The sequence below is a fragment of the Streptomyces sp. NBC_00457 genome (genome assembly GCF_036014015.1).
Lineage (GTDB): Bacteria > Actinomycetota > Actinomycetes > Streptomycetales > Streptomycetaceae > Streptomyces.
Genome location: NZ_CP107905.1, coordinates 4,080,793 through 4,100,229, shown reverse-complemented (window position 1 = coordinate 4,100,229; position 19,437 = coordinate 4,080,793). Strand labels below are relative to the sequence as shown.

The window sequence follows — 19,437 nt, the reverse complement described above, 5'->3', positions numbered from 1 at the left end:
TCCCGCGACCTCAGTCTTCACCCGAGCGCCGGAAGCACGTTCTTCACAGTCAGTTTGAGGGGGGCGACTGGCAGCCCAAAAACAACGCTGACCGCTGCGGCCATTGATCCCGGGTCGCGTCGAAGATGCGGGGGGTGATCTTCAGCCGGGGGTCAGTTCGGGGCCGGCGGGATGGCCTGGTCGATCAGCATTTCCGCGACTTCGTGGGCGTCGCGGAAGGGCTGGGTGTCGTTGAGTGAGGTGGACAGCGCGCGGGCTCCGTCGAACAGCAGCGCCAGGCGGCGGGCGAGGGTTTCCGGATCGGGGGCGCCTGCTTCGGCGGCAAGTCCAGCCAGGCGGTGGGTGAATGCTTGCTTGTGCTGTTGGACCAGTTCCGCCACCTCGGGCATGGTGCCTGCACCCTCGACGACGGCGTTGTGGAACACGCATCCGCGATATACCGCGTCCGGGCTGGTCGGGGGTTCGCGGAACAAGGCGAGCAGGCGTTCCCGCGGATCGACGTCGTCGCGGGTCAGTTGCGCCACGGCGGGCACCGGCGGCTCGGCCCTGAAGCGTTCCAGATAGGCGGCGACGATGGCCTCCTTGCTGGGGAAGTGCTGGTACAGGGTGCGGCTGGACACGTGGGCCACCTCAGCGAGCCGGGCGACGCCGGTGGCGTGAATGCCGTCTCGTGAGAACAGTTCCGCCGCGGCGCGCAGGATGCGCTCCCGTGCGCCACGTCCACCCCGGTAGATCGTCTCGGTGCTGGTCATCGCTCAAGTATAGCGGCCGCTTTACTTCGGGTGGGTCGTCGGCTATGGTCAAGTGAAGTGATCGCTTTACTTTGGAGGCGGCATCATGCGGTACCTGACCCTCGGCCGCGGCAACGGCCTGCGCGTCTCGGAATACGCTCTGGGAACCGCAACCTTCGGCACCCGGTGGGGCGCCGGCAGCGAGCGGAGTGAGACGGCTCGGATGCTGGACCGGTTCGCTGACGCGGGCGGTACCTTCCTCGACACCGCCGAGAGCTATCAGGCCGGCGAGTCCGAAGAGATCCTCGGGGAGTTGCTGACCACCCGGCGCGACCGGTTCACCGTGGCCACGAAGTTCGCCGTCGGCATCAATCCCACCTCGGGCGTGCAAGGCACCGGCGACTCCCGTCGGAACATGATCCGGGCGGTCGAGGGCAGCCTGGCCCGGCTCCGCACCGATCGCATCGACCTGCTGTGGGTCCATTTCCCGGACCCGGTCACCCCGACGACGGAGATCGTGCGTGCGCTGGACGATCTGGTGCGCTCCGGGAAGATCCTCTACGCCGGGCTGTCGAACTTCCCGGCCTGGCGCACCGCGCGGGCCGTCACCCTCGCGGAGGTGCGCGGCTGGGCCCCGATCGTGGGCGTGCAGGTCGAGTACAGCCTCGTCGAACGCTCCGCCGACCGGGAAATCCTGCCGATGGCCGAAGCGCTCGGCTTGGGCGCGACGTTCTGGTCACCGCTGGGCGGCGGGCTGCTGACCGGCAAGTATCGCCACCGGTCGGAGGGGCGACTCACCACGCTGGGTCGACTGATCCACACCGAAGACACCGAACAGAAAAGCACCGTGCTCAACACCGTCCTGCGCATCGCCGACGAACTCGGCACCACCGCGGCGCAGGTCGCGATCGCGTGGCTACGGCACCGCGCGACAATCGCCACCACCGGACTCGTCCCGGTGATCGGCCCACGCACCGTGTCCCAGTTGGACACCTACCTCGCCGCCCTCGACGTCGAACTCAGCCACGAGCAATACCAGCAACTGGACAAAGCCAGCCGGATCCCGCTCGGCCAACCCCACGAATCCGTAGCCGCCCGCACCCCGACCCTGCTCGGCGGCTCCGACATCGACTTCCGGCAACCGACCGTCCCCGTCGCCTGAAAGAAGAGCTCGGATGAAACGACGTACGTTCCTCGCAGCGGCGACCGCATCGATGGCCGCCACCCAACTCGCTCGACCCGCCTATGCCGCCAGTTCAACCGCCGGGCACTAGGGCCTGGTTGGTGGCGGCGATCAAGGACGGCGACGGGTGATCGTCGCGGCAGCGTTCTGCAGTCGGTCCGCCCGGCGGGCGACGAGCACGAGGTTCGCGCCGCGGGCGGCCAGTTGCCTCGCGAACTCCGCGCCGAGGCCGGAGCCGGTGACGATGACGATGACGGTGTGCTGGTGATAGTCATCAAACAAGCATGACCCCTTCACGGGGTGTGTACGGCGCCCGTCCGGGCATGCCCCAGCACCGTCTCGGGTCGGCCGCCATCAGGGCGGTGACCTGGGTGATGGCGTACACGAAGACCAGGTCGAAGAAGAGCTCCGCCGGTGTCACTCGGTGGCCGCCCTCCGTCGCCACCAACCGGGCATGTTCGCTGTTCGTCGCCACGGCACCCCCAACTGCCCCAGCACAGCGCGCCCTTCGCCCGCTGCCCCCATGCGGAACCCTACACACGGGGCATGGGATCCAGCTGCGGGAGCACCTCACCCGCGATGAGTTCCAGGTGGTCGAGGTCGCTGAAGTCGGTCAGACGCAGATGGATCCGGTTCGCGCCGATCGCGGAGAACTCGCCGAGGCGGTCCACGAGTTGGGCCGGAGACCCGATCACCGGGTCCTCCGGCGGCAGCGCGCTCTTGACGTGCAGCGGGGCGGCCCGCCGCCGCGCCTCCGCGTCGGTACGGCCGATCGCGGCCACGACCCCCGCCGAGAGCACCAGCGGCGGCCGGCCGGCGTCGGCCCGGCCGGTCCGCTCGCAGGCCTCGGCGACCCGCCGGTACGCCCGCGCCGTCTCGGCCACCGACTTGAACGGCATGTTGAACTCGTCGGCGTACCGGGCGGCCAGCTCCGGCGTGCGCCGGGGGCCGCGGCCCCCGACGATGACCGGCGGGGCCGGCATCTGCACGGGCTTCGGCAGGGCGGGCGCGTCGAGCAGTTGGTAGTGGGTGCCGCGGTGAGTGAAGGTCTCGCCGACCGGTGTCCGCCACAGTCCGGTGATCACCGCCAGCTGCTCCTCCAGCCGGTCGAAGCGCTCCCGGACGGGCGGGAACGGGATGCCGTACGAGGTGTGCTCCCGTTCGTACCACCCGGCGCCGAGGCCGAGTTCGACCCGCCCGCCGCTCATCCGGTCGACCTGCGCCACCATCACGGCGAGCGGGCCGGGCAGCCGGAAGGTGGCCGAGGTGACCAGAGTGCCGAGCCGGATCCGGGAGGTCTCGCGGGCGAGCGCGGCCAGCGTGAGCCAGGCGTCGGTGGGGCCGGGCAGCCCGGGATCGGGGCCCATCGCCTGATAGTGGTCGGCCCGGAAGAAGCCCTCGAATCCGCCGGCCTCGACGAGCCGTACGAAGCGCAGCTGGTCGTCGTAGTCGGCGCCGCGGTGCGGCTCGGTGAAGACGCAGATCCGCAGGGTCATCGCCCCTCCGTTTCGGCCGGCGTGGGCACGTCCCGCTCCATCAGCAGCTCGTGCAGATCGGCGGTGCACCGGGCCACTTCGTCGAGATACGCGGTACGGCCCAGGGTCCTCGGCCGGGGGATGCCGATGTCGACGATCTTGCGGATATGGCCCGGACGCGGGGTGAGCACCACCACCCGGTCGGCGAGCAGCACGGCCTCGTCTATCGAGTGGGTGACGAAGACGACGGTGGCGGAGCTCTCGATGTGGACGCGTTGCAGCTCCACCGCGAGTTCCGCGCGGGTCAGCGCGTCCAGTGCGGAGAACGGCTCGTCCATCAGCAGCACCCGTGGCTCGCCCATCAACGACCGGCACAGCGACACACGTTGCTGCATCCCGCCGGAGAGCTCGTGCGGCCGGTGCTTCTCGAAGCCGCTCAGCCCGGCCGTCGCCAGCAGCCGGTACGCCCGGTCGCGGTGCTCGGCCTTGTTCCAGCCGAAGATCTCCACGGGCAGCAGGACGTTGTCGAGGACGGACCGCCAGGGCAGCAGGGCCGGCCGCTGGAACAGCATGGCAACATCCCGCCGGGCTCCGGTGACCCGCTCCCCGCCGATGGTGATCTCGCCCCCGGTGACCGGCAGCAGCCCGGCGATCAGCCGCAGCAGGGTGGACTTGCCGCACCCGGACCGCCCCACCACCGCCACGAACTCACCCTCGGCGATGTGCAGATCGATGCCTTGAAGCGCGACCGTCGAACCGGACCGGCTGGTGAAGCTCCGGGACACACCGGTGAGTCTGATCATCCGGCGGTCTCCCCATCCCTGGCGACCGCAACATCCCTGGCGATCGCAATGCCGGCCGGTTCGTGACGCCCGGTCAGGCTACCCGGGACGGGCCGCCCGGCGGTACCTGTCGTCCTGCCGGTGAATCCGGTTCGTTCCGCCGGTGAATCCGGTGAATTCCGCACGCCCGGTACCACAACTGCCCGGCTCTCGTACGCTGTTGCCCGCACGAAGTGTCATGCCCTCCGGCGGTCGGAAAGGACCTCACTGTGCGCATGAACAGCTTCGCCCGTACGACCTCCGCGGTGGCCCTGGCCACGGTTCTGGCCCTGGTGTCGGGGTGCGGCGGCTCCGACTCCGACGACGGTGACGACCCGGACGCCAAGGCGCCGCGGAAGGTGACCTACCTGACCTCGTTCGGCAACTTCGGCCGGGACGCGTACGCCTGGGTCGCCAAGGACAAGGGGTACTTCGAAGAGGCCGGCTTCGATGTGCAGATCAGGCCGGGCCAGGGCACCGGCGGTGTGATTCCGGCCGTGGTGAGCGGTCAGGCGCAGTTCGGCCCGATCGACCTGACGGGCGGTCTGCTGACCATGGGCAGCGGCCAGGCGAAGGACTTCGTCGCGGTGGCCGCCATCCAGCAGCGCACCATGGCCGCGATCGCCTCCACCGAGGGCAACGGCATCACCGCACCCAAGGACCTGGAGGGCAAGCGGCTCGCCGACACGCCCGGCTCGGTCGTGCGCAACCTCTTCCCGACGTACGCCCGGCTGGCCGGAGTGGACGCGGCCAAGGTGACCTGGGTCAACGGCGACGCACAGACCCTGATGGGCACGCTCGCCAGCGGCGCGGTGGACGGCATCGGCCAGTTCGTGGTGGGTGAGCCGACCATCGAGGCGGTGACCAAGAAGAAGCCCGTCCTGCTCCCGTACAGCGATGTGATCCCCGATCTCTACGGAAACGTGCTGATCACGTCCAAGAAGCTGGCCGAGCAGGAGCCGGAGATGGTGAAGAGGTTCGCCGCTGCGCTGCTCAAGGGCCTGGAGTACAGCCTGGCGAACTCGAAGGAGGCTGCCGAGATCCTGAAGCGGAACGTGGACGCCACGAATCCGGCCGCCGCGGCAGCCGAGTTGGAGCTGATGGCCGCGTACGTCAGGCCGGAGGGTTCCGGCGCGACGCTGGGGACGGTGGACTCCGGGCGGGTCGCGAAGAGCATCGCGCTCCTGGAGGACGCGGACGCGCTGCCGGAAGGGATGACCCCTGAACAGATCATCGACTTCGACCTCGTACCGAAAGCCTGATCGCACCGGCAGGGGGACGAGCGCCGGCGCCGTACTGCTCCCCTTCGCCGGGCTGCTGGTCGCGCTCGGCGCGTGGTGGCTGCTCACGTCGGTGCTGGAGGTGATCCACCCGGCCATCCTGCCTCCGCCCGGTGCCGTGCTCTCGGCGTTCACCGCGGCCCCGGCCCGGTTCCTGGACCACACCGGCGACACCACGGTGGAGACGGTGGTCGGGTTCGTGCTCTCCAGCGTCTGCGCGGTGGTCATCGGACTGTCGCTGGCCGCCTCGCGGGTGCTGGAGCGGATGTTCACGCCGCTGCTGGTCGCCGTCAACGCGGTGCCGAAGATCGCGCTCGGGCCGCTGCTGGTCGGTGCGCTCGGCTGGGGACAGAAGCCGGTCCTGACCATGGTCTTCCTGCTCTGCTTCTTCCCGATCGTGCTGTCCACCGCGACCGGCCTCACCTCGACCCCGGCGGACCTGGCCGAGCTGGCGCGCTCGCTGGACGCCTCGCGCTGGCAGGCGTTCCGCAAGGTACGGCTGCCGGCGGCGCTGCCGCAGATCTTCGTCGGGCTGAAGGTGGCCATGCCGCTCGCCGCGATCGGCGCGGTCATCGGCGAGTTCCAGGCCGGTGAGGCCGGGCTCGGCTATCTGATCGTGCAGGCCGGCGGGGTCGGCGACACCGCCACCGCCTGGGCGGCGATCATCCTGATCGGGCTGATGAGCATCCTGCTCTACTTCGCCCTGGTGCTGCTGGAGCGGTTCGCGCTGCCCTGGGTCAGGGAAACGACCTCGCGCGGCTGACCGAGCTCACCCTGTAACGGACTGTTACTTTCACTGGGCGCAGGATATGCTGCGTCCAATGAAAGTATCGCCGAGTCTGCTCCCCATCCTCCGCTCCCGGACGCAGGGCGAACTGCTCGCGCTCGTGCTGCTGCACCCGGAACGCGAGTACACCATCACCGAGCTGGCCGCCGACATCGGCGTGACGCCCACCGCCGTCCTGCGCGAGGTCGACCGGCTGACCGGCGGCGGGATCCTCGCCGAGCGGAAAGTGGGGCGCAGCCGCCTCGTCAGGGCCCGTACGGACACCCCGCTGTACCGCCCGCTGAGCGACCTCATGTCCGTCTCGTTCGGTCCCCTGCCCGTGCTCACCGAGGCGCTGGCGGGACTGGAAGGCGTCCGGCGGGCTTTCATCTACGGCTCCTGGGCCGCCCGGTACAGCGGCGAGCCGGGGCCGCCGCCCGCCGACGTGGACGTGCTCGTGGTGGGCGACCCCGACCCCGACGCCCTCTTCGATCTCGCCGAGGACGTCTCCCGTAGGCTCCGCCGCGAGGTCAACGTCCATCGGGTCTCCGCCGAGTCGTGGCACGCGCCCACGGACGATCCGTTCCTCACCAGCGTCCGCGAACGCCCGCTGGTCGAGCTGAACCTTGACGTGGAGGCGTAGTGGAGAGCTGGACTCAAGGGCGGTCGACGATCGACGCGCTCCTCGGCAGCGGTCGGCTCGAACGCGTCCCCGCGTCCCGGCAGGCCGCCGAAGCGGAACTGGTCCGCGCCCGTGTCCATGTCGGCTCCGCACGGCAGCTGGCGGCCCGGGACCCGGAGGGCGCGTACACCCTCGCCTACGACGCGGCCCGCCGAGCGCTGGCGGCGGTACTCCAGAACCAGGGGCTGCGCGCCACCAGCCGCGGCGGCCACCTCGTCATCTACGAGGCTCTGCGCGCGCAGCTCGATCCGCCGCTCGGATCCACGCTGCGGCCCTTCAACCGGATGCGGGCCCGGCGTAACGAAGTCGAGTACCGGTCCACGGAGGCTCCGACGGTGACGTCGGAGGAGGTCGATGCGGATCTGGCGAAGGTGGAGGCGCTGATCGAGTTGGCGGAGAAGACGGTCCCTGAGATGCCGCGTTACTGAGCGCCGCGCTGTGCCGTCTTTCGTCTGCGGCGCCGTCGTGGCTGGTCGCGCAGTTCCCCGCGCCCCTTAGGGGGTTGCCATTGCCCGGCATGCCTGTGCGTAGCCCCGTACCAGCGGCAGCTCGCCGTCCTCCCGTCGCCACGCCAGGGCGTAGCGGCTGGGGGGCAGTCCCCGCACCGGCCGAGTGATCACGCCGCCCAGGGTGATGAGAGGGGCGTTTCCCTCGGCGACCAGGCAGATGCCGAGGCCTGCGACCAGGGCCTCGTATGTCTCCTCGGTGCCGGCGATCTCCGCGCCGATGCGGGGTGGGCGGCCGGTGCGGGCGTCGAGGGCGAGGAAGTGGTCGCGCAGGACGCCGGCGCTGCGGGGGAGGGCGAGGAAGGGCTCGTCGAGGAGGTCGGTGAAGGTGAGGTCGGTGCGGGCGGCGAGCGGGTGGGTGTCGGGGAGGGCGACCAGGCGGGGTTCCTCCGCGAGCACCGTCCACCCGTAGCGCTCGGCGTCGGGCAGTGGCAGCCAGACGAAGGCGACGTCCACCGAGCCGTCCGCGAGGCCTGCGGTGGGGTCCTCCCAGCTGACCTGCCGCACCCGCAGGGCCGTTTCCGGGTGGGCGGCCGTGAAGCGGGAGCGGATCGCCGGGAGCAGACCGCCGCGGCCCGGACTGGTGCTCATCCCCACGGTCAGCGTGGCGCGCTGGACCGCCCTGGCCCGCTCCACCGCCGCCGCGGCCTCCTCCCACGCCGCGAGCACCCGCCGGGCCGGCGCGAGCAGCGCCTCGCCCGCCGCGGTCAGCGCCACGCCCTGCCGGTCCCGGCGCAGCAGCTCCACCCCCAACTGCCGTTCCAGCGCCCGGATCTGCTTGCTGAGCGCGGGCTGGGAGACGTAGAGCCGCTCGGCGGCGCGGGTGAAGTGCAGTTCCTCGGCCACCGTGACGAAATAGCGCAAGTCGCGGCCGTGTACGTCCGAAGTCGCCATAACCATCGGCTATCACGAAGGGTCTTGGACGCGCCACCGGGAGGGCGCACAAGCTGGAAGCAGAACGACGGACCGAGCAGAACCCGGAGGGGTCATGAACAAGGTGTGGCTGGTGACCGGCGCGACCAGTGGGTTCGGGCGGGCGATCGCCGAGGCGGCGGTGGCCGCGGGGGACGTGGTGGTGGGTGCGGCCCGGCGGCCCGAGGGCCTGGCCGACCTCGTCGCCGCGCACCCCGACCAGGTGGAGGCGCTCCGGCTCGACGTCGCCGACACGGGGGCCGCGGAAGCCGCCGTACAGGACGTGCTGGCGCGGCACGGTCGGATCGACGTCCTGGTCAACAACGCGGGGCGGACGCATGTCGGTGCCTTCGAGGAGACCACCGAGGACGAGCTGCGTGACCTGTTCGAGGTGCATGTCTTCGGGCCCGTCGCCCTCACGCGCGCGGTGCTGCCGGGCATGCGCGAGCGGCGCTCCGGGGCGATCGTGCAGATGAGCAGCATGGGCGGGCAGATGTCCTTCGCGGGCTTCTCGGCGTACAGCGGAACGAAGTTCGCGCTGGAGGGGCTGTCGGAGGGGCTCGCGGACGAGGTCGCGGAGTACGGCATCAAGGTGCTGATCGTCGAGCCGGGCTCCTTCCGCACCGCGCTGTTCGACCCGAGCCGGGCCGGCGTCAGCTCGGACACCGGCCTGTACTCCAAGGTGGGGCAGACCCGCGGTTTCATCGCCGGCGGTGACGGCACCCAGGCCGGCGACCCGGCGAAGGCGGCGGCCCTCATCCGCGCCGCCCTGGAAGCCGAGCCCACCCCGCTGCGGCTGCCCCTCGGCGACGACGGCGTCAGCGCGGTCCTGGACCACCTCGACCAGGTCCGGCAGGACGTCGCCGCCTGGGAGAAGCGGACCCGGGCCACGGCGTTCGACGACTGACGCGGACCGCCGGGCCGGCAGGGAGAGCCACGCTTCGTGTACGAAGCGTGGCTTACGTCTGTGCACAGGGGCTTGTGCAATTCCTGTGGAAGCCTCAATCTTTCGGCTGACGCACAGGCGCGGCATGGGAATTGACATGATCATGCCCATAGTCGCCAGCGCCTTGGCTTCGTGCACCCCCCGCACCACCCCCCACCAACGCACCACCGATTGAGGAGGACCCCTCAGATGGCAGTGATGCGTCAGACCCGGCGAAGATTTGCCGCGATCAGCGTGGCAGCGACCGCGGCACTCGCCGCCGGCCTCGTCTCCGCCCTCCCCGCCGCGGCCGCCCCCGAAGGCCGCATCCAGTACGAAGGCGCCGCGAACGCCGTCGCCGACAGCTACATCGTGACGCTGAAGGCGGACACCAAAGCGGGCTCCGCCCAGGGCAAGGCGCTCGCCCAGGAGTACGGCGCCGACATCGAGCGCACGTACACCAAGGCCCTGAACGGCTATGCGATCGAGGCCTCCGAGACCGAGGCGAAGCGTCTCGCCGCCGACTCGGCCGTCGCCTCCGTCGTCCAGAACCGCACCTTCAGCATCGAGGCGACCCAGCCCAACCCGCCCTCCTGGGGCCTGGACCGCATCGACCAGAAGACGCTTCCGCTGAACAGCAGCTACACCTACCCGGATTCGGCCGGGACCGGAGTGACGGCGTACGTCATCGACACCGGCGTCCGCATCACCCACAGCGACTTCGGCGGCCGTGCCTCCTACGGCTACGACGCCATCGACAACGACAACACCGCCCAGGACGGCCACGGCCACGGCACGCACGTCGCGGGCACGGTCGCGGGCAACGCGTACGGCGTCGCCAAGAAGGCCAAGGTCGTCGGCGTCCGCGTACTGAACAACTCAGGCTCCGGTACGACCGCCCAGGTCGTCGCCGGTATCGACTGGGTCGCCCAGAACGCGGTCAAGCCGGCCGTCGCCAACATGTCCCTCGGCGGCGGCGCCGACACCGCCCTCGACACGGCCGTACGCAATGCCGTCGCCTCCGGAATCACCTTCGCCGTCGCGGCCGGCAACGAGTCCGTCAACGCCTCCACCAGGTCCCCCGCGCGCGTGACGGAGGCCATCACCGTCGGCGCCACGACCTCGTCCGACGCCAAGGCGAGCTACTCCAACTTCGGCGCGGTCCTGGACCTGTTCGCCCCGGGCTCGTCCATCACCTCCGCCTGGAACACCGGCGACTCGGCCACCAACACCATCTCCGGTACGTCGATGGCGGCCCCGCACGTAGCCGGAGCGGCGGCGCTCCATCTGGCCGACAACCCCACGGCCACGCCCGCCCAGGTGTCCGCGGCCCTGGTGAGCGCCTCCTCGACCGGAGTCGTCACCAGTCCCGGCACGGGTTCGCCCAACCGCCTCCTCAATGTCGGCGGCGGTACGACGACTCCTCCGGGCCCGCGCTTCGACAACACCGGCGACTACGCGATCAGCGACAACTCCACCGTCGAATCCCCGCTGACCGTCTCAGGCGTCACCGGCAACGCGCCTTCGGCCCTCGCGGTCGAGGTCCACATCGTCCACACGTACATCGGCGACCTCCAGGTCCAGCTGATCGCCCCCGACGGCACGGCGTACACCCTCAAGGCGTACGGCACCGGCGGCAGTGCGGACAACATCGACACCACGTACTCCGTGAACGCCTCCTCCGAGGTCGCGAACGGCTCGTGGAAGCTGCGGGTCAGCGACAACGCGGCGAGGGACACCGGGCGGATCGACGCCTGGGCCCTGCAGTTCTGATCGACGTTCTGATCAACCGCTCCTGAAGCAGCAGGCGGCGGTGCGGTGTGCGGACGGCGTGCTTACGATGCGCGCAGCATCAGTCCCGCATCGCGCCGCCGCCTGAACCAGGAGCACGGTACCCGTGTCCATACCTCCGCCCCCCGGGCCCCACCAGCCGCAGGAGCCCTACGGGCAGTACCCGCAGGCGCCGCAGTACCAGCAGGGCCCGTACTACGGGATGCCGTACCAGCCCTGGGGGCAGGGCTACCACCCGTTCAACCAGCCGGCGCCGGTCAACGGTGTCGCCATCGGCTCGCTGGTCACCGGGCTGCTCTGCTTCATGCCGGGCGTGGGTCTGGTCCTCGGGCTGGTCGCGCTGAGCCAGATCAAACGGCGGGGCGAGCGCGGGAAGGGCATGGCGGTCGCCGGATCGGTGCTGTCCTCGGTCGGACTGGCGCTGTGGGCGCTGTCGTTGGCGACCGGGGCCGCGTCCGGGTTCTGGGAGGGCTTCAAGGAGGGCGCGCGCGACGACTCGAGCCTCTCGCTGGTGAAGGGGGACTGCTTCAACTCGCCCGGCGGTCTCGAGGGCTTCACCTACGACGTCGACTCCGTGCCCTGCGCAGGACGGCACGACGGCGAGGTGTTCGCGGCCGTGGAGATGCCCGGCGGCTCCTTCCCGGGCGACGACAAGGTCTCCCAGGTCGCGGACGACAAGTGCTATGCCCTCCAGGACAGTTACGCGATGGACGCCTGGGCCCTGCCCGACACCGTCGACATCTACTACCTCACCCCGACCCGGCAGAGCTGGCGGCTCGGCGACCACGAGATCACCTGCGTCTTCGGCCACACCGACGGCACGACCGGCCTGACGGGCTCGCTGCGCAACGACGCGACGACACTCGACGACGACCAGATCACGTATCTGAAGGCGGCGGACGTCCTCAACACCGCCATGGACGCCGCTCCCGCAGAGGAGTACGTCGAGGACGACCTGCCGGGCTACAAGGAGTGGGCGGACCGCGTCGCCGACGCGCTGACCAAGCAGGCCGGGATGCTCCGCGACCACCCGTGGCCCGCCGACGCCAAGACGCCGGTCGGCGAGCTCGTCAAGGACCTGGAGGCCGCCCGGAAGGAGTGGGCCGCTGCCGCCGAGGCCGCCGACGTGGACGCCTACTACGACCACTACGACAAGGGCTGGGCACTCACCGCCCCGGAGAAGTCGGTCACCGCGCGCGAGGCTCTGGGTCTGGCCACCACCGTGCCCTCGTACGACTACGACGACGGCGGCTCGGACAGCGGGGGAGGAGACACCGGCATCGAGGTGTGATCGCGGCCATAGCGGGGAGAAAGTGCCTGCGTAAAGCCCTCCCGGCGAGCACGTCATCACATCGAGTGATTCCCTGGCCTTCGCTTGCACCGGACAACCCACGGTTGCCACGCTGTTGCTGTCTGTACAACCTGATGGGAGCGGCCAGTGACATTCGGTGAGCAGCCGGCGTACCTGCGCGTCGCGGGTGATCTCCGCAAGAAGATCGTCGACGGCTCACTGCCCCCGCACACCCGCCTCCCGTCACAGGCCAGGATCCGCGAGGAGTACGGCGTCTCGGACACCGTCGCCCTGGAGGCGCGCAAGGTGCTGATGGCCGAGGGCCTGGTCGAGGGCCGCTCCGGCTCCGGGACGTATGTGCGCGAGCGGCCCGTGCCCCGCCGTATCGCCCGCTCCGGATTCCGTCCCGCCTCAGGTGCCACCCCGTTCCGGCAGGAGCAGGCCGACGGCGACGCGCGCGGCACCTGGGAGTCCAGCAGCCGGCAGGCCGAGGCGAGCCGTGCCGTCGCCGAGCGGCTCGCCATCCAGCCCGGGGACCGCGTGATGTGCACCAAGTACGTCTTCCGGGAGGCCGGCGAGGCGATGATGCTCTCCACCTCCTGGGAGCCGCTGGCCGTCACCGGCCGCACCCCCGTGATGCTGCCCGAGGAGGGCCCGCTCGGCGGCATGGGCGTCGTCGAGCGCATGGCCGCCATCGACGTGATCGTGGACAACGTGACGGAGGAGGTCGGCGCGCGTCCGGGCCTCGCCGAGGAACTGCTCGCTCTCGGCGGCGTCCCCGGCCATGTCGTCCTGGTCGTCTCACGTACGTACTACGCCTCGGGCCGCCCCGTGGAGACGGCCGACGTGGTCGTCCCGGCCGACCGCTACCGGGTCGCCTACCACCTTCCTGTGAAGTAGCGCACGCCGTCACGGCAGTTGGACCGGCCCCCGCCCAACGGGCGCCGGTCCACCCGGCGTTGGAATCCGGTCGTTCTCGCAGGTCGCCCCGGCAGGTGCGGCAAGTCGCTGACCGGATGCGCGAACACGTCCGCACGGCGCACTCGTCGTCGTGCGCCCCCTGCGTCTTGGCTGGTTGCGTACCTCTTTGTGAAAAGCCGTATTCGCTGCGTGAAGGTTAGGCGTAGGCTCAGGCATATGCGGATTGCGGTTTCCTCAGCGGGCGGGGCACGGCACAGGCCGCGAGCGAAGCGAGATGGGGGTCCCCCCGGCCGAAGGCTGGGGGACGGACTCGTGCGGTCGTGGGCGGGAAGGAGCGGTGGGGCGGAATGAACGACAGCACGATCACTCTTCCCTGGCTCGTCATACGGCAGGACGACAACGGCAACCGCTACCGCGTGGGCCGGTACGCGACCCGGGCCGAGGCCCAGAAGATCGCCGACAGCCTCGACACCCGCGGACACAAGCAGCTCTACTGGGTCGAGCGCATCGGGCAGAACGGATCGGGCGCGACCGACTGAACAGGCGCCTCCCGTAGGCTCCCGCCCATGACGCAACCGATCGTCGTCGTGGGCGCGGCACTCCTCGACACCGGCCGCCTCCTGGCCGCCCGCCGCAGCGCACCCCCCGAACTGGCCGGCCGCTGGGAACTGCCGGGCGGCAAGGTGGAGCCGGGAGAAACCCCGGAAGCGGCCCTGGTCAGGGAACTGCGCGAGGAGCTGGGCGTCGAGACGGAGATCACCGGACGCGTACCGGGCCAATGGCCACTGAAGCCCCCGTACGTGCTCCAGGTTTTCCTTGCAGGCCTGCTGCCCGGCTCCCCCGACCCCAAGCCCCTCCAGGACCACGACGAACTGCGCTGGCTGACTGCGGCGGAACTGTGGGACGTATCGTGGCTGGACCAGGACGTACCGGCGGTGCAGGAAATCAAGGCCCGACTGGAACTGACTTAAGGGGCGCGGGGAACTGCGCGACCAGCCCCCACAAACCCGCACCCGCACAACAACACATCACCCCCCGAGCTATTAGGCGCACCCAGCTGACCCACGGAGTGGTAACGCAGCCGCGATATCGGGTATGTGCCCATTAACCCCATGAAACCGGACGTGTGTGGGCTGCTGGCCTGGGAAGTGATCGGCGTGATCGACACCGATGGCGACTGCGCCGAGTGGACCTTCCCCGCGGACCCCGGCGCCGTACGCGCCGCCCGAGCCGCCGTCCGCGCCAGGCTGCACGCATGGGACCTGGAGAGCGTCGCCGACATCACCGCCCTGCTGGTCAGTGAACTGGTCACCAACTCCCTGCGGCATGCCACCGGCCCCATCGGCGTACGCCTGGTCCGCCCCGCGGACGTGGGGGACGTCCTGCTGGTCGAGGTCTCCGACCCGCTCCCCGACCCGCCGCGCGAGCGTGAGGCCCGGCCCGAGGACGAGAGCGGGCGCGGACTCCAGCTCGTCGCCCGCTCCTCGCACCGCTGGGGAACCCGGCCCGGCGAGGCGGGCAAGACGGTGTGGTTCGAACTGGCCGTACCGGGCTGACCGGGTGTACAGCCGCGGACGCACTGTCCGGTGACTGGTTCAGGCCAGTGGCGGTTGTCCCGTCGCGTGATTCGACGGCGTGTCCGCTGGTTAGAAGACTGGAAGTGTTGTCGCAGTGAGGACCGAAAACCGTCGGGACCGTGCTGTGATCGTGAACACCGTGTCAGGCGGCGTCGTAGTGCTGGATACTGCGGGCAGCCGCCCCCGGTGACCGGTGCCGGGCGCGGTGAGCTGGAGGGGACGGTTCGCGTGAGCGAGATACCAGCGAAGGCCACGGAGTCCAAGGACCCGTCGGGCGGCGCGAGGACGGGAGCCGCGGCTGCCGCCGCGGCCGACGCGACGAGAGCCTCCGGCGCCGGGCGGCCCGGCGAGGACGGGTCTTCCGGCGCTGTGCCGTCCGCCGACACACGCCCCGGTGACGCCATGTGGCAGAGCAGCCCGCCCGGCTCCATCTACGACTACATCAAGGTCGCGTCCTTCTCCATCGGCGCCGACGGCCTCGTCGACCAGTGGAGCCTGCGCGCCGAGCATCTCTTCGGCATCCCGGCCGAGCGGGCCCTCGGCATGGATCCCATCGAGGCGTTCGTCGACCCCGACCTGCATGAGCAGGGCCAGCGGAAGATGGCGGAGATCCTCGACGGCCGGGAGTGGACCGGTGTGATCCCCTTCCGGAAGCCGGACACGGCCGACGGGGAGGGCGGCGAGGCCCTCGCCGAGGTCTATGTCATGCCGACGCGCACCGAGGACGGTGAGAAGGCCGCGGTCTGCATCGTCGTCGACGTCCGCACGCTCCGCAGCATCGAGACCGACCTCGCCGCCTCGCAGGCCATTTTCGGCCAATCTCCGTTCGGCTTTCTGCTCATCGACTCCGACCTGCGGGTTCGCCGCGCCAATCAGCGGTTCGCCTCCACCTTCGGTGGCACCCCGGACGACCACCGCGGGCTCGGCGTCCACGACTATCTGACCCGGCCGGAGGCCGAACGGGTCACGGCGGTGCTGCGCCGAGTCCTGGAGACCGGCGAGACCATCACGGACATGCATGTCACGGGCTTTCTGCCGGGCTCCGACGAGCGCCGCCACTGGTCCATCAACCTCTATCGCGTACACAGCGGCACCGGCCGCCCCATCGGCATCGCCTGGCTCGGAACCGACATCACCGCCCGCCGCGCCGCCGCCCGCGAGGCCGCGGCCGCCCGGCGCAATCTCGCCCTTCTCAATGAAGCGGGCGCCCGGATCGGCAACTCCCTCGACCTGGAGACCACGGCCCGCGAACTCCTCGACGTCGTCGTCCCCGGCTTCTGCGACCTGGCGACCGTCGACCTCTACCAGGGCCTGCTGGCCGGCGACGAGACCCCGCCCGGGCTCGCCGACGGCAGCGCGGCGCTGCGCCGGGTCGCCTATGCCAGCGCGGTCTCCGACGCGCCGTTTCTCAGCGGCGGCACACAGGTCGCCGTCGGGGCCGTCCACCACTACCCCTTCAACTCCCCTTGTGCGGACGCCCTGCGCACCGCCAAGCCGCGGCGCGTCCCGCCCGAGGAGGGCGGCCTCGTCCAGTCCACGCTCGCCGTCCCGATGGTCGCCCACGACACCGTCGTAGGACTCGCGCAGTTCTCCCGTACGAAGGGCAGCGAGCCGTTCGGCGACCGGGACCGGGAGCTGGCGGTGGAGCTGGCGGCGCGGGCGGCGGTCTGCATCGACAACGCGCGGCTGTACCGCCGTGAGCACGAACGGGCCCTGATACTGCAGCGGTCCCTGCTCCCGCCGGGCGACCCCGTGGCCTCCGGCCTCGACATCGCCTGCCGCTATCTGCCCGGCAACTCCTCGGCCGACCGGCCCAGCGAGGTGGGCGGAGACTGGTTCGACGTGATCGAACTGCCGGGACACCGTACGGCGTTGGTGGTCGGGGACGTGATGGGACGCGGGCTCAGGGCGGCGGTGGCGATGGGTGAACTCCGCTCAGCCGTCCGCACCTTGGCCCTGCTGGACCTCGAACCGGCGGAGGTCCTCTCCGCGTTGGACGAGATCGCGCGGGGCCTGGGGGCGCCGGGCGGTGTCCAGCAGGCGACCCGCGCGGCCCGCCGCCCGCGTGAGGCGGATCTGTCCGAGGTGTATCTGGCGACGTGCGTGTACGCGGTCTACGACTCGGTGACCAGGCGCTGCACCTTCGCGAACGCGGGCCATCTGCCGCCCGTCCTGGTCGAGCCCGGTGAGGACGCGCTGATGCTGGACGTGCCGCCGGGCATGCCGCTGGGCGTCGGCGGGGAGCCCTTCGAGGAGGTGGAGGTCGAACTACCCGAAGGTGCGCTGTTGGCGCTCTACACGGATGGACTGGTCGAATCCCGCGATCATCCCCTCGACGAGGGGCTGCAAGCCTTCGTCGGCGCGCTGACGGACCCGTCCGCTCCCCTGGAGGACGTCTGCGACCACGTCCTCAACACCCTCGACACCCACCACGGCGAGGACGACATCGCGTTGCTGATGGCCCGGGTCCAGGGCCTGCCGGCCGATTCCGTGGGCGACTGGACGCTCCCCCGCGAGCCCCGCAGCGTCGGCCGCGCCCGTGAGTACGCGCGCGGGCAGCTGCTGAGCTGGGACCTGGAGCCGCTGGTCGACACGGCCGAGCTGCTGGTGAGCGAACTGGTCACCAACGCGCTGCGCTACGGCGAAGGGGAGATCAGGCTACGGCTCCTCCTGGACCGCACGCTCGTCTGCGAGGTCTGGGACGCCGGCCTGGTCCAGCCCCGCCGCCGCCGCGCCCGCGACACGGACGAGGGAGGCCGGGGGCTGCAACTGGTCGGCCTGCTGTCGGCGGCTTGGGGCTCGCGGCGGACGCCACGCGGGAAGACGGTGTGGTTCGAACTCCCGCTGCCGGACGGGGAGACGGGGCTGGCGGATCCGGCGGAGGCGTTGCTGAGTCTGTTCTGAGGGGTCGGCTCGGCTCGGGTCGGGTTGGCCGGGTCGGGTCGGGTTGGCTGGGCCGGCTCGGCTGGGCTCGGCTCGGGTCGGCTGGGTTCGGGTTGGCTGGGTTCGGGTTGGCTGGGCCGGCTCGGCTGGGTTCGGGTCGGCTGGGCTCGGCTCGGGTCGGCTGGGCTCGGGTTGGCCGGGTCGGCTCGGCGTTCAGCTTGTTCTTGCGAGGAACCCCGGGCGTTCACGCCCGGGAGGAATCGCATCTGGTGGTGGCGGTGCGGAGCGCCGCGGAATCGGGCCGGAGGCGACAGGGCCGTGAAGCGGCCAGGTGACTTCCCGGCGGAGCCGGGCCGCGTTGGTGCTGTGGCCGTGAGACGGGGGCTGGTCGCTCGTTCGGGTGAGGGGAGGGGAACATGCGGTGGCTGCTCGTACGGGTGTGTACGTTCATGGTCGTGAAGCTGGTGGTGCGGGTCAAACTCCTGCCGACGCCCGTACAGGCGGCGGCACTTGAAGCGACCCTGCATGCCTGCAACGAGGCCGCCACCTGGGCCGCCCACGTCGCCTTCCAGGAGAAGGCGGCCAAACCCCTGGCCCTGCGCAAGCACACCTACCAGCAGATCAAGACCCGGTGGAATCTGGGTGCGCAGGCCGCCCAGCACGCGATCAAGAAGACCTGCGACGCTTACACCACGCTGCGCGCCAACCTCCGTAACGGAAACCACGGCAAGCCCGGCTCCAAGCGGTACGAGAAGGCGGCCGGCAAGCCGGTCACCTTCCGCGCGGACGCCGCGCAGCCCTATGACGACCGGATGCTGTCCTGGCAGCACAAGCAGCGCACGGTGTCGATCTGGACCACGGCCGGGCGGATGAAGAACGTCGCGTTCACCGGCGAGCCGGGGCACCTGGCGGTAGTAGCCGCGCACCGCAAAGGTGAGTCCGATCTGCTGTGCCGGGGCGGGCAGTGGTATCTGCTGGTGACCTGCGACATCGCCGAGGCCGAGGGGAACGCACACCCGGTGGGGTTCGTCGGGGTGGACCTGGGCATCGTCAACATCGCCACCACCTCCACCGGCAAGCGGCACAGCGGGCGCCGCCTGAACCGGCGCCGTGAAGCAGACCGGAAACTGCGCACCAAGCTGCAGAAGAAGAACACCAAGTCCGCCAAACGGCGGGCGAAGAAGCACGCGGGCAAGGAGAAACGCCGGGCCCGCGACATCAACCACAAGATCAGCAAGCAGATCGTGGCGGAGGCTCAACGCACCGGTCGCGGAATCGCCCTGGAAGACCTGACGGGCATCCGCGGACGGGCACGGCTGAGAAAGCCCCAGCGCGTCACGCTGCACTCCTGGTCGTTTCACCAGCTCGGCGCGTTCATCGCCTACAAGGCGAAACGCGCCGGGGTCCCGGTGGTGTACGCCGATCCGGCGTACACCAGCCGGGAATGCTCCCGCTGTCACCACATCGAGAAAGCCAACCGGCCCTCTCAGGCCGTGTTCGTCTGCCGGTCGTGCGGCTTCGCTGAGCACGCAGACCGCAACGCGTCCCACAACATCAGCCACCGCGGCTGGTACGCGTGGGTTCGCGGGGCCGAGTCACAGGCCCCTGCCCTCACCCTCATCGCCTGACCGGCGACACCATCGAGTGTGAGAGCTGGACGCAGCCGGGACCACCGAAGCCATCGGCGAACCCG

The 19,437-nt window shown here is 70.6% G+C and carries 20 protein-coding genes; 14 read left to right on the top strand and 6 right to left on the bottom strand.

All coding sequences use genetic code 11. From position 1 onward, the window contains the following. Positions 1-152: 152 nt before the first annotated feature. A complete protein-coding gene (locus OG828_RS18415) occupies positions 153-752 on the bottom strand; it encodes a TetR/AcrR family transcriptional regulator (protein WP_328438728.1) in 600 nt (199 codons plus the stop codon). An 85-nt stretch (positions 753-837) separates the two neighbouring features. Here OG828_RS18415 and OG828_RS18410 point away from each other — a divergent pair, with 85 nt between their 5' ends. Further along, positions 838-1,893: an aldo/keto reductase gene (locus OG828_RS18410; RefSeq protein WP_328501737.1), complete on the top strand. Its 1,056-nt coding sequence runs from the start codon at positions 838-840 to the stop codon at positions 1,891-1,893. A 132-nt stretch (positions 1,894-2,025) separates the two neighbouring features. On the opposite strand, the gene OG828_RS18405 is transcribed toward OG828_RS18410, so the two are convergent. The 4 genes from OG828_RS18405 to OG828_RS18390 are packed head-to-tail and all read right to left on the bottom strand — an operon-like array spanning position 2,026 to position 4,192. Beyond that, positions 2,026-2,196 (bottom strand): SDR family NAD(P)-dependent oxidoreductase, encoded by a 171-nt coding sequence (locus OG828_RS18405; protein ID WP_328357617.1) that lies wholly within the window; start codon positions 2,194-2,196, stop codon positions 2,026-2,028. After that, a complete protein-coding gene (locus OG828_RS18400; protein ID WP_328357614.1) occupies positions 2,189-2,389 on the bottom strand; it encodes a low temperature requirement protein A in 201 nt (66 codons plus the stop codon). The genes OG828_RS18405 and OG828_RS18400 overlap by 8 nt, the downstream gene beginning before the upstream one ends. A 58-nt stretch (positions 2,390-2,447) precedes the next feature. Then, positions 2,448-3,410 carry an LLM class F420-dependent oxidoreductase gene (locus OG828_RS18395; RefSeq protein ID WP_328501736.1) on the bottom strand — a complete coding sequence of 321 codons (963 nt, stop codon included), beginning with the start codon at positions 3,408-3,410 and terminating at the stop codon, positions 2,448-2,450. After that, entirely contained in the window at positions 3,407-4,192 is a 786-nt protein-coding gene (locus OG828_RS18390; RefSeq protein ID WP_328501735.1) for an ABC transporter ATP-binding protein, read from the bottom strand. Before OG828_RS18390 ends, OG828_RS18395 begins: the two co-directional genes overlap by 4 nt. Before the next feature lie 254 nt (positions 4,193-4,446). Here OG828_RS18390 and OG828_RS18385 point away from each other — a divergent pair, with 254 nt between their 5' ends. The 4 genes from OG828_RS18385 to OG828_RS18370 all read left to right on the top strand — a co-directional run bounded on the left by OG828_RS18385 (position 4,447) and on the right by OG828_RS18370 (position 7,366). Further along, a complete protein-coding gene (locus tag OG828_RS18385) occupies positions 4,447-5,472 on the top strand; it encodes an ABC transporter substrate-binding protein (protein WP_328501734.1) in 1,026 nt (341 codons plus the stop codon). Between the two features lie 91 nt (positions 5,473-5,563). Then, on the top strand, positions 5,564-6,253 hold the full coding sequence (locus tag OG828_RS18380) for an ABC transporter permease (RefSeq protein ID WP_328501733.1): 690 nt from the start codon (positions 5,564-5,566) through the stop codon (positions 6,251-6,253). Between the two features lie 58 nt (positions 6,254-6,311). Beyond that, positions 6,312-6,899, top strand: a complete 588-nt coding sequence (locus tag OG828_RS18375; protein ID WP_328501732.1) for an ArsR family transcriptional regulator — start codon at positions 6,312-6,314, stop codon at positions 6,897-6,899. Continuing rightward, entirely contained in the window at positions 6,899-7,366 is a 468-nt protein-coding gene (locus tag OG828_RS18370; RefSeq protein WP_328501731.1) for a hypothetical protein, read from the top strand. The genes OG828_RS18375 and OG828_RS18370 overlap by 1 nt, the downstream gene beginning before the upstream one ends. A 66-nt stretch (positions 7,367-7,432) precedes the next feature. On the opposite strand, the gene OG828_RS18365 is transcribed toward OG828_RS18370, so the two are convergent. Then, positions 7,433-8,338, bottom strand: coding sequence for a LysR family transcriptional regulator (locus OG828_RS18365; protein ID WP_443062414.1), 906 nt, complete (start codon positions 8,336-8,338; stop codon positions 7,433-7,435). Positions 8,339-8,432: 94 nt separating this feature from the next. Between OG828_RS18365 and OG828_RS18360 the strand changes: the two genes are divergently transcribed. The 9 genes from OG828_RS18360 to OG828_RS18320 all read left to right on the top strand — a co-directional run bounded on the left by OG828_RS18360 (position 8,433) and on the right by OG828_RS18320 (position 19,372). Continuing rightward, positions 8,433-9,263: an oxidoreductase gene (locus OG828_RS18360; protein ID WP_328501729.1), complete on the top strand. Its 831-nt coding sequence runs from the start codon at positions 8,433-8,435 to the stop codon at positions 9,261-9,263. A 228-nt stretch (positions 9,264-9,491) separates the two neighbouring features. Continuing rightward, positions 9,492-11,054 (top strand): S8 family peptidase, encoded by a 1,563-nt coding sequence (locus OG828_RS18355; protein ID WP_328501728.1) that lies wholly within the window; start codon positions 9,492-9,494, stop codon positions 11,052-11,054. A 124-nt stretch (positions 11,055-11,178) separates the two neighbouring features. Then, positions 11,179-12,363, top strand: coding sequence for a DUF4190 domain-containing protein (locus OG828_RS18350; protein WP_328501727.1), 1,185 nt, complete (start codon positions 11,179-11,181; stop codon positions 12,361-12,363). Positions 12,364-12,510: 147 nt separating this feature from the next. Beyond that, positions 12,511-13,263 carry a GntR family transcriptional regulator gene (locus tag OG828_RS18345; RefSeq protein WP_328357584.1) on the top strand — a complete coding sequence of 251 codons (753 nt, stop codon included), beginning with the start codon at positions 12,511-12,513 and terminating at the stop codon, positions 13,261-13,263. Positions 13,264-13,631: 368 nt separating this feature from the next. Next, the gene (locus tag OG828_RS18340; protein ID WP_301983744.1) at positions 13,632-13,823 is read left to right on the top strand and encodes an SPOR domain-containing protein; all 192 of its coding nucleotides are present in this window, start codon (positions 13,632-13,634) and stop codon (positions 13,821-13,823) included. Positions 13,824-13,850: 27 nt separating this feature from the next. Next, entirely contained in the window at positions 13,851-14,255 is a 405-nt protein-coding gene (locus OG828_RS18335; RefSeq protein WP_328501726.1) for a (deoxy)nucleoside triphosphate pyrophosphohydrolase, read from the top strand. Between the two features lie 141 nt (positions 14,256-14,396). Then, entirely contained in the window at positions 14,397-14,840 is a 444-nt protein-coding gene (locus OG828_RS18330; RefSeq protein ID WP_328357574.1) for an ATP-binding protein, read from the top strand. A gap of 249 nt (positions 14,841-15,089) precedes the next feature. Further along, positions 15,090-17,765, top strand: a complete 2,676-nt coding sequence (locus tag OG828_RS18325) for a SpoIIE family protein phosphatase (protein WP_328501725.1) — start codon at positions 15,090-15,092, stop codon at positions 17,763-17,765. Positions 17,766-18,160: 395 nt separating this feature from the next. Further along, positions 18,161-19,372 (top strand): RNA-guided endonuclease InsQ/TnpB family protein, encoded by a 1,212-nt coding sequence (locus OG828_RS18320; RefSeq protein ID WP_328438712.1) that lies wholly within the window; start codon positions 18,161-18,163, stop codon positions 19,370-19,372. The last annotated feature ends 65 nt before the right edge of the window (positions 19,373-19,437 follow it).

Coding starts and splice junctions, on each gene's coding strand:
- OG828_RS18415 (WP_328438728.1), bottom strand. CDS start 752: ATGACCAGCACCGAGACGATCTACCGGGGTGGACGTGGCGCACGGGAG.
- OG828_RS18410 (WP_328501737.1), top strand. CDS start 838: ATGCGGTACCTGACCCTCGGCCGCGGCAACGGCCTGCGCGTCTCGGAA.
- OG828_RS18395 (WP_328501736.1), bottom strand. CDS start 3,410: ATGACCCTGCGGATCTGCGTCTTCACCGAGCCGCACCGCGGCGCCGAC.
- OG828_RS18390 (WP_328501735.1), bottom strand. CDS start 4,192: ATGATCAGACTCACCGGTGTGTCCCGGAGCTTCACCAGCCGGTCCGGT.
- OG828_RS18385 (WP_328501734.1), top strand. CDS start 4,447: ATGAACAGCTTCGCCCGTACGACCTCCGCGGTGGCCCTGGCCACGGTT.
- OG828_RS18375 (WP_328501732.1), top strand. CDS start 6,312: ATGAAAGTATCGCCGAGTCTGCTCCCCATCCTCCGCTCCCGGACGCAG.
- OG828_RS18365 (WP_443062414.1), bottom strand. CDS start 8,338: ATGGCGACTTCGGACGTACACGGCCGCGACTTGCGCTATTTCGTCACG.
- OG828_RS18360 (WP_328501729.1), top strand. CDS start 8,433: ATGAACAAGGTGTGGCTGGTGACCGGCGCGACCAGTGGGTTCGGGCGG.
- OG828_RS18355 (WP_328501728.1), top strand. CDS start 9,492: ATGGCAGTGATGCGTCAGACCCGGCGAAGATTTGCCGCGATCAGCGTG.
- OG828_RS18340 (WP_301983744.1), top strand. CDS start 13,632: ATGAACGACAGCACGATCACTCTTCCCTGGCTCGTCATACGGCAGGAC.
- OG828_RS18335 (WP_328501726.1), top strand. CDS start 13,851: ATGACGCAACCGATCGTCGTCGTGGGCGCGGCACTCCTCGACACCGGC.
- OG828_RS18330 (WP_328357574.1), top strand. CDS start 14,397: ATGAAACCGGACGTGTGTGGGCTGCTGGCCTGGGAAGTGATCGGCGTG.
- OG828_RS18320 (WP_328438712.1), top strand. CDS start 18,161: ATGCGGTGGCTGCTCGTACGGGTGTGTACGTTCATGGTCGTGAAGCTG.